This is a genomic window from Clostridioides sp. ZZV15-6597 (genome assembly GCF_020657815.1).
In the GTDB taxonomy this organism is placed as follows: Bacteria; Bacillota; Clostridia; order Peptostreptococcales; family Peptostreptococcaceae; genus Clostridioides.
Genome location: NZ_JAGWCT010000139.1, coordinates 1 through 8,902, shown reverse-complemented (window position 1 = coordinate 8,902; position 8,902 = coordinate 1). Strand labels below are relative to the sequence as shown.

Below are 8,902 nucleotides of genomic sequence, written 5' to 3'. Positions count from 1 at the left end.
TCTGCAACTACAACTTCTCCAAGAAGTTCTGCAAATTTAGCAGCATGTTCTGCTTCTTCAAAAGCTATTCTCTTATATGCTTCTGCTACTTCTGGGTATCCTTCTCTATCAGCTTGTCTACTCATTGCTAAATACATTCCTACTTCTGTACATTCACCAGTAAAGTTAGCTCTTAATCCTTCGATTATTTCTGCATCCACACCTTGAGCTACTCCTATTCTATGTTCGTCAGCCCAAACCATTTCACCTTTCATTTCTTCGAATTTATCAGCTCCAACTTTACATACTGGACATTGTGCTGGTGCAGCATCTCCTTCATGTATATATCCACATACTGTACAAACAAATTTTTTCATAATTAATTTCCTCCCAATTTTATATTAATTAAATTTTTATTTTTAAAGTTTAATAACTTGCTACAAGAATATATATACCCCCTGTATTATAGTTTAAACACTAAAAATAAAATTTATTTCCTAATTAATTTTATCACTTTGAAACATCGGTATCAACTAAGTTTTGATGTCAAATTTCTACATAATATATACTTTATTTGATTAATTAGGAAACAATTGTCTCTTTAAATACTTTCTAGTGAAGAATCTTTTGACTCTTTAAGTTTTACTTTTTTACTTTTTAAAAATGATAATTTAGTTTCTGCTGTTATAATTGCACCAAATATCAATATACTACCAATAACTAATTTGGCTGTAATAGCTTCTTTTAGAATTATTATAGAAAATATAGTTCCAAATACAGCTTCAGTAGATAGTATTATGGCTGTTCTAGTTCCATCAACTCTCTTTTGACATATAGTTTGGAATAAAAATCCTATTGAAGTACTAAATATAGCTAAATATATAGTTCCCATATATCCAGACAATTCAGCTTCTATTTTCAACTGTCCTGCAAATGTCTGAACTACTAAAGATAGTAAAAATGCTACAGTAAATTGAATAGCTGTTAATGCCATTGGATTGTTATCTTTAGCAAATTCACTAGTAAAGAATATATGAAATGCAAATCCAAATGAACATATAAGCGTTAATAAATCTCCAAAATTAATAGATAAATCAGCCTCTAAAGAAAGTATACCTATACCTACAAGGGCTACTAAACTACTTATTAATCCTATTTTATCAAGTTTTCTTCTATAAAGTATAAATCCTATGAATGGAACTATTACAACATTTGCTGCTGTTATAAATGCATTTTTAGATGGTGTAGTGTACATAAGTCCAATGGTTTGTACTGTAAAGGCTAGAAATAAAAATATTCCTAAAAGCCCTCCTGCTTTTAATAAATTCTTTCCCATATTGGCACGAATTTGTTTAAAAAACAATAAATTCATAATTACAGCTGCCAAGAAAAATCTTATAGTTATTATTTGTAGAGGTGTAAGCCCACCATCTAGTGCAAATTGGGTTGCTACAAAGCCACTTCCCCATATAATTGCTATAAATATTAGTCCTATTTCTCCAAAGTATTTTTTCAATAAAGCCCCCTCCTTTTTATTTTTTTGCAAAATTATAAACCCCCTAAACAGCAAGAGAGTTTTTCTATAAGCATTACTATAAATTTATATAGTTATAGTAAATTTTTTCAGTATTTTAAATCTAGATTTATATCCACTATTTAACATTAATATATTAATCATTTTTTGTAAACACCTTTTTAATAAATTTTTACCTTTTTTATATTTTTTTTACTTATATTAAATTTTTTTATAGATAATTTCAGTATCTAGGATACTTTAATATTATGCAAATAATGTTGTATAAGTTACACTTTAGTTATTTTAGTTACAACTTTGTCGGTTTACTTTTTCTACTTTCTTCGATATAATTATAATATATTTTTGATACAATTCGACAAAAAGGGGGAATGTTGAAATCATGGTAAAAAAAAGAAAAAAGAAAACTATGGCACTTACTATAATTGTCGTAATAGTTATTGGTATTTTTTCTATGGCATGGGCGGATATGTCCAAGAAAAGAGAAATTAAAGAAACTCAAGAAAAGCTTAAAGCTGAAAAATTAGAAAAAGAAAGAATTGAAAAAGAAAAAAATGAACCTATCATTGGTGCAAAAAAAGAAGCTGCAAAAGAATATGGATATGACGCAAAATTAGTTTGGGATAAGCTTAACAAATACGACTATTCAAATAATGGAGAAAAAATAGTATTCCTTACATTTGATGATGGACCATCTACTACTAATACTCCACAAGTTCTAGATATCTTAAAAAGACACGATGTTAAAGGAACTTTCTTTATTAAGGGAGATTCTCTTGAAAGAAAAGGTGCCAACGAAATTTTAAAAAGAACATTTGATGAGGGAAATGCAATAGCTCATCACTCATATTCTCATGACTACAAAAAACTATATCCTGGCAGAAGCCTAAATCTTGATACATTTGTAAATGAGCTTAATAAAACAGATGAAGCTATGAGGAAAGTTCTAGGAAAGAATTTTTCATCACATGTAGTTAGATGCCCAGGTGGGTATATGTCATGGAAAAATATGGAACCTTTGGGCAACTACTTAAAAGAAAAAAATATGGCATCAATCGACTGGAATGCTCTAAATGCTGATGCAGAAGGTAAAAAGAAAAATGCTCAAGAGTTATTTGAACATGCAAAGAAATCTTCTGAAGGTAAAGAAATGGTTGTACTTTTAATGCATGATACTTATGGAAAGCAAGAAACAGTAAATGCACTAGACCAAATTATAACATATTTTAAAGATAATGGTTACCAATTTAAAACCTTAATATAATAAAAAAGCAAGTTCATTGATTGTACTTTTATATAATCAATAAACTTGCTTTTATTTTACTCTATTTTACTAACTCTATTTTTACAAATTTTTTCTTTCCTATTTGAACAACAAGTTCGCTTTCTTTAGCAACTGTACTTAAATCTTCCACTTTTTCACCATTTACTTTTACTCCACCTTGAGATGCTAGTCTTCTAACTTCACTCTTACTTTTAACAAGCTCATTAGAAACTAATACTTCAATTAAATCAAATTCTTCTTGTTTAACTTGAATTGTTTGTATATCTTCAGGTATTTGACCTTTTTGGAATACAGATTTAAATCTTTCCTCAGCTTCTTTAGCAGCTTCTTCTCCATGGTATAAAGTTACTATTTCTCTCGCTAGATTCATTTTTATATCTCTTGGATTTACTGAACCATCTTTTAACTGAGTTTCAATTTTATTAACTTCATCAGGATGAACATCAGTTACTAAATTATAGTATTTAATTATAAGTTCATCAGGAATTTCCATAGATTTTTGGTACATTATTCCAGCTTCTTCATCTATTCCAATATAGTTACCTAAACTCTTACTCATTTTTTCTTTTCCATCTAATCCTTCTATTAAAGGCATCATTATTACTATTTGAGATTCCATACCAAATTCTCTTTGTAATGATCTTCCCATTAATAAGTTAAATCTTTGGTCAGTTCCACCAAGCTCTATATCAGCTTCTAATGCTATTGAATCATATGCTTGCATCAATGGATAGAAAAATTCATGCACTGATATTGGCATTTGTCCTTCATATCTCTTCTTGAAATCTTCTCTTTCTAACATTCTCGCAACAGTAATAGTTGCAGCTAATTTTATTACATCTTCAAAGTTTAATTTAGCTAACCATTCACTATTAAATCTTACAATAGTTTTTTCTTTATCTAAAACCTTAAAAATTTGTTCTTCATAAGTTTTTGCATTTTCAAGAACTTGCTCTGTTGTTAAAGCTTTTCTAGCTTTAGATTTTCCAGTTGGGTCTCCAATTTTACCTGTAAAATCTCCAATTATAATTACTATTTGATGACCTAAATCTTGTAGTTGTTTCATTTTTCTAAGAACTACTGTATGACCTAAATGTATGTCTGGAGCACTTGGATCTAACCCCAATTTTACTATCATAGGTTTTCCTTCTTTTTCTGATTTGATAAGCTTTTCTCTTAACTCTTTTTCGTCTATTAAATCGTCTACACCTTTCATAATTATTCGTATTTGCTCGTCTATCGATTTCATTTTCATACCTCCTAAAATATTTATATAATCTATGATTTTTATTTTTATAATAAAAAAAGCTCTCATCCTGTTAAAAGGACGAAAGCATTGCTTACGTGTTACCACCTTAGTTCATCAATATCTCACGATATTAATCTCTATAGAGTATAATTTATTTACTCATATACTATAACGTGTACTATTCCGATATCTCTTAGTGGTTGTTATCTTTCAGAGACATTGCTCCAAGATGTATTCAAACTAAATCAATTTATTCCATTTCACCAAACTGGAACTCTCTGTTAAATAAAATTCAGCTCTACTTCTTCTCTTCACAGCATTTATATATTCAGATTATTTCATCAATTACAAGAAGTTTTTCTTAACTTACTCATAATATATTATTATTTTTACATTTTGTCAACCTTTTTTATTATTATATACATGTTTTTTTACATTATACTATTTTTTTATATTTTTTACCAATGCATAAAGTTTATTTTTCAATTAAAATATTTATTTGTTTGTTGACAATATTAATTTGAGTCAATCTTACATTCATTTTCTTATTTAAAAATGCATTTATAATTATTAATCCAATAACAGTTATCTTAAACATTAGAAATAAAGATATAACTACTATCAAGAAAGAAATTCTAGCATATGCTACTTTTCTAAATTTAGTTATTATAAAATTTTGCAGTGACATACAAGAATCTCTAATGACAAAATACGTACACAAATACCCAATTGATATAAAACTTGTTTTTAAATAAACTAACTCAGTTTTAATATTCAATATATTTGTAATTTCAAAGATAGTTAAATAAAAGACACACATATAAAAAACTTTCTTTGAACAACATAAAAATTGATTTAAAAGTCTAAAATTTTTAAATACTAAAAACTTTTTTAAAGAATTAGAACTTAAAATATGTAATTTATGTCCTATAACTAAACTTAAAATATATATACAAAAAACCATTCCAAAAGGAAATAGTGCTATCATTAAGTAATAAATAAAATCTGCATATCCATGAAAATAAATCAATTTGCTGTATCCCTGAAATTCGCTCATAAAACTGTATCCTATTAGTGCTGAAGCATATATATCAATAAAAACCATTATAATGACTCCAAGCATTGAACCATATACTAAATCATCCATAACTGTTGATGATTTAGTTATCAAACAACCACATATTATACCAAGTAATACACTCTGACTTGCCCAAATAGCAGTTCCCAAATTTCCAAGCACCAAGGAAATTATTAAAAGTGATGTAATTCCAGATAAAACAGTATACTTTAAATCACACTTTAAACATATTATACAAAAAAATATTGGCACTATAAAATCTAAATAAATGGCATATCCAAATCCAGTACCTACAGCTATAATTGTTATTACTATAAATAAAGACGACAATAAAGCCGCTTCAGTTAATTTTTTAGTAGTATCCAAAACAACTCCTCCACAAACTATAATTTTTCTAACTAATATTTTATTTTTAATACAGTATAACACTTTTTTAAAATATTTTTAACACATACATATTTTAATAAAAGTATTTCTGTTAAAAATTATAAAATGGTATAATATATCTTAATATTAAGTTTTTAATATACTTAGGAGGTAATTATTATGTTTAAAATAAAACACTTTAATGATTTGAGTTTAAATGAATTTTACGAAATAGCCAAATCAAGATATGAAGTATTTGCGTGTGAACAAAAAATATTTTCATTAAATGATTACGATGATATAGACAAAAACTCTTATCATATATTTTTAGAAGACAATGAATTGATTTGTGCTTATGCCAGAATAATTCCTAAAGAATATAGTTCTTATAATGATGTTTCTATTGGTAGGGTTTTAGTTCTTTCTACTCATAGAAAAAAAGGGCTATCAAAGCAAATGATGGACTGTGCTATAGACTTTGTAAAAGTTAATTTGCATGAAAATAATATAACCTTATCAGCACAAGCTTACATAAAAAATCTTTACTTATCTTGTGGTTTTAAAGAAATTTCAGAAGTATATGATGAAGCAGGTATTGAACATATTAAAATGAGATTATAGTGTTGACAAGCTAACATTGTTAATATATAATTAAATCATAAATTAAATATTGAATTGATATCTAGGTATTTGAAAATACCTTATATAAGTCAGAAGGCTTTTGCGCTTTCTGACTTTTTTATTATCAAAATTCAATAATTATATAGATTCAAAATGTTAATTTTTATTCTATATTCTACTTTCCCCAAAAGTAAGAATTATACCCAACTTTGTGATAGGCATATTGCCTATCTTTTTTTTGCGAAAAGTAACAAGGTAATAATGTAATGCATAGTTTAGAATAAGAAGATTAGCTCAGGCTAAATTTCATGCATGGAGGTGCTACTATGAAAAACCTTAATGATATTCAAGTGAAAAAAACTGTTAAAGTTGAAGATATATTATCTAGTGGTAATTTAAGAGAGAGAATGTTGGCACTTGGTCTTACTAGAGGAGCTGTTATAAATGTAGTTAGAAAAGGACCAAAAAATAATTTAACTGTCTACAACATCAGAGGTAGCAAGATAGCTCTACGACAAGAAGAAAGTAGACTAATATTAGTTTCTGACATTTAAAATTTTATATCAGGAGGATATTAATATGGGTTTAACACACAACTCAACTAAAATGAGTTCTTTAAAAGACATGTTTGATATAGATAACAAGGAAGACCAGTTTGTAATTGCACTAGCTGGTAATCCAAATACAGGAAAAAGTACTGTGTTTAATCATCTTACTGGACTTAGACAACACACTGGAAATTGGCCAGGAAAAACTGTAGCTACAGCTCGTGGTAGTTTCAAATATCAAAATACAGAATATGCATTAATAGATTTACCAGGAACATATTCTCTATTTGCTTTGTCACAAGAAGAGGTGGTAGCTCGTGATTTTATATGTTTTGGTAATCCAGATGCAGTAATTGTAGTATGTGATGCTACATGTCTTGAAAGAAATTTAAATTTAGTTTTTCAAGTAATGGAACTCACAGATAAAGTCATTTTGTGTATAAATTTGATAGATGAAGCTAGAAAAAAAGGTATTAATATTAATAAAGATTTCTTAGAGGAATCTCTTGGAATTCCAGTTGTTTTAACTGCTGCAAGAAATGGTTCTGGTATGGATGAGCTATTAGAGACTTTAAACGATGTATCTTTTGATAGATATAAATTTAATAATAAGCCAGTAAAATACAGCGAAAATATAGAAAACACAGTAAAATCAATTCAATCAGAGTTAGATGATATCATGCCAAATATAAATTCTAGGTGGTTGGGTCTTAGACTTATTGATGGCGATGAAAGTATTTTTGAATCTATGAGTAATTATATAGATAAAGATTCTATAGATGCTATTAATGAAGTAAAGAAAAAAATTCCAAATGATATAAACAAACAGAAGACTAGAGATGAATTTACTAAAATCAATTATGATTATGCTAAAAAGTTAAGTGATAAGTGCTGTTCTAATAATGCTAAAAAATCAACAGATAGAGAAGAAAAAGTAGATAAAATATTAACATCTAAAATATTTGGATTGCCAATAATGCTCTTATTATTAGGTACTATACTGTGGATTACTATAGAAGGTGCTAACTATCCATCCACTTTATTATCTAATTTATTACTTGGATTTGAGCCAAGTATTTCAAATATATTAAACAGCATTAATTGTCCATCATGGTTAAACGACATGTTAGTGTTGGGATTATATAGGACTTTAGCATGGGTAATCTCTGTAATGTTACCTCCTATGGCAATCTTTTTCCCATTATTCACATTACTTGAGGATTTTGGATATTTGCCAAGAGTTGCATTTAACTTAGACCATCTATTTAAAAAAGCATGTGCTCATGGTAAACAGTGCCTGACTATGTGTATGGGATTTGGATGTAATGCTGCTGGAGTTATTGGTTGTAGAATAATTGACTCTCCAAGAGAAAGACTTATTGCTATACTTACAAATAACTTTGTACCTTGTAATGGTCGTTTTCCTACTTTAATAGCCATATCTACAATATTTTTTAGCTCTGTTATAACTAGCTCTTTTGTATCTAGTATAGCAACTGCATTTTGTATAACATTATTAATAATTTTAGGAGTTATAATAACACTGTTGGTTTCTTATACTCTTTCCAAAACATTATTAAAAGGAGTTCCTTCTACATTTACATTAGAACTTCCTCCTTATAGAGTTCCTCAAATAGGTAGAACTTTATATACTTCTATAATAGATAGAACAATATTTGTTTTAGGAAGAGCTATAATGGTAGCTATACCTGCTGGTGTCATAACTTGGATATTTGCAAATATCTATATAGGAGATTTGAGCATATTATCACATGTTGCAAACTTTTTAGACCCTTTAGCTAAACTAATTGGTCTAGATGGCTTCATATTAATGGCTTTTATTCTTGGATTTCCAGCAAATGAGATAGTTATACCTATACTTTTAATGGCTTATCTAGCAACTGGTTCTATGATAGAATTAGATAGCTTTAGCGCTCTAGGTCAAGTTCTTAGAGAACATGGCTGGACTTATTTAACAGCTTTAAATGTTATGTTATTTAGCTTACTTCATTGGCCTTGTGCAACAACACTTTTGACTATAAAAAGAGAAACTGGAAGTTTAAAATGGACTGCCTTAGGATTTTTAATGCCTACTGTACTTGCTTTTGTTGTTTGTTTTTTAACAACTTTTGTTTATAATTTATTTGTATAACTTAGTATTTAGTTAACATTAAACTTTATCCTATAAGTATTATTTAAAAATTCATATACTTTATTATTAAAATAGAGGTATATTTAAGTG

At 27.8% G+C, this 8,902-nt stretch carries 8 protein-coding genes and 1 other annotated feature; of the genes, 4 read left to right on the top strand and 4 right to left on the bottom strand.

Translation table 11 applies throughout. The features are described 5' to 3' along the window. Both KGF52_RS19165 and KGF52_RS19160 read right to left on the bottom strand, forming a co-directional pair. On the bottom strand, nucleotides 1-356 hold a 356-nt coding region (locus KGF52_RS19165), incomplete at its 3' end, for a rubredoxin-like domain-containing protein (RefSeq protein WP_054276517.1). 224 nt (nucleotides 357-580) lie between these two features. Further along, nucleotides 581-1,525 (bottom strand): DMT family transporter, encoded by a 945-nt coding sequence (locus tag KGF52_RS19160; protein ID WP_227841284.1) that lies wholly within the window; start codon nucleotides 1,523-1,525, stop codon nucleotides 581-583. A gap of 370 nt (nucleotides 1,526-1,895) precedes the next feature. Here KGF52_RS19160 and KGF52_RS19155 point away from each other — a divergent pair, with 370 nt between their 5' ends. Next, nucleotides 1,896-2,777: a polysaccharide deacetylase family protein gene (locus KGF52_RS19155; RefSeq protein WP_227841283.1), complete on the top strand. Its 882-nt coding sequence runs from the start codon at nucleotides 1,896-1,898 to the stop codon at nucleotides 2,775-2,777. Nucleotides 2,778-2,838: 61 nt separating this feature from the next. Here the strand turns inward: KGF52_RS19155 and tyrS are convergent, their stop codons facing one another. Both tyrS and KGF52_RS19145 read right to left on the bottom strand, forming a co-directional pair. Further along, nucleotides 2,839-4,047, bottom strand: a complete 1,209-nt coding sequence (gene tyrS / locus KGF52_RS19150; RefSeq protein ID WP_227827377.1) for a tyrosine--tRNA ligase — start codon at nucleotides 4,045-4,047, stop codon at nucleotides 2,839-2,841. A gap of 71 nt (nucleotides 4,048-4,118) precedes the next feature. Next, nucleotides 4,119-4,371 (bottom strand) — a binding site (T-box leader). A 151-nt stretch (nucleotides 4,372-4,522) separates the two neighbouring features. Continuing rightward, the gene (locus tag KGF52_RS19145; protein WP_227841282.1) at nucleotides 4,523-5,491 is read right to left on the bottom strand and encodes a DUF2232 domain-containing protein; all 969 of its coding nucleotides are present in this window, start codon (nucleotides 5,489-5,491) and stop codon (nucleotides 4,523-4,525) included. Nucleotides 5,492-5,671: 180 nt separating this feature from the next. Between KGF52_RS19145 and KGF52_RS19140 the strand changes: the two genes are divergently transcribed. The 3 genes from KGF52_RS19140 to feoB all read left to right on the top strand — a co-directional run bounded on the left by KGF52_RS19140 (nucleotide 5,672) and on the right by feoB (nucleotide 8,812). Then, nucleotides 5,672-6,112, top strand: coding sequence for a GNAT family N-acetyltransferase (locus KGF52_RS19140; protein WP_227827375.1), 441 nt, complete (start codon nucleotides 5,672-5,674; stop codon nucleotides 6,110-6,112). Nucleotides 6,113-6,438: 326 nt separating this feature from the next. Then, a complete protein-coding gene (locus tag KGF52_RS19135) occupies nucleotides 6,439-6,666 on the top strand; it encodes a FeoA family protein (protein WP_227827374.1) in 228 nt (75 codons plus the stop codon). 25 nt (nucleotides 6,667-6,691) lie between these two features. Further along, the gene (gene feoB, locus KGF52_RS19130) at nucleotides 6,692-8,812 is read left to right on the top strand and encodes a ferrous iron transport protein B (protein WP_227841281.1); all 2,121 of its coding nucleotides are present in this window, start codon (nucleotides 6,692-6,694) and stop codon (nucleotides 8,810-8,812) included. The last annotated feature ends 90 nt before the right edge of the window (nucleotides 8,813-8,902 follow it).

Bases quoted from the DNA above. Each gene is read 5' to 3' on its own strand.
- KGF52_RS19135 (WP_227827374.1), top strand. From the start codon at position 6,439: ATGAAAAACCTTAATGATATTCAAGTGAAAAAAACTGTTAAAGTTGAA.
- feoB (WP_227841281.1), top strand. From the start codon at position 6,692: ATGGGTTTAACACACAACTCAACTAAAATGAGTTCTTTAAAAGACATG.
- tyrS (WP_227827377.1), bottom strand. From the start codon at position 4,047: ATGAAATCGATAGACGAGCAAATACGAATAATTATGAAAGGTGTAGAC.
- KGF52_RS19155 (WP_227841283.1), top strand. From the start codon at position 1,896: ATGGTAAAAAAAAGAAAAAAGAAAACTATGGCACTTACTATAATTGTC.
- KGF52_RS19140 (WP_227827375.1), top strand. From the start codon at position 5,672: ATGTTTAAAATAAAACACTTTAATGATTTGAGTTTAAATGAATTTTAC.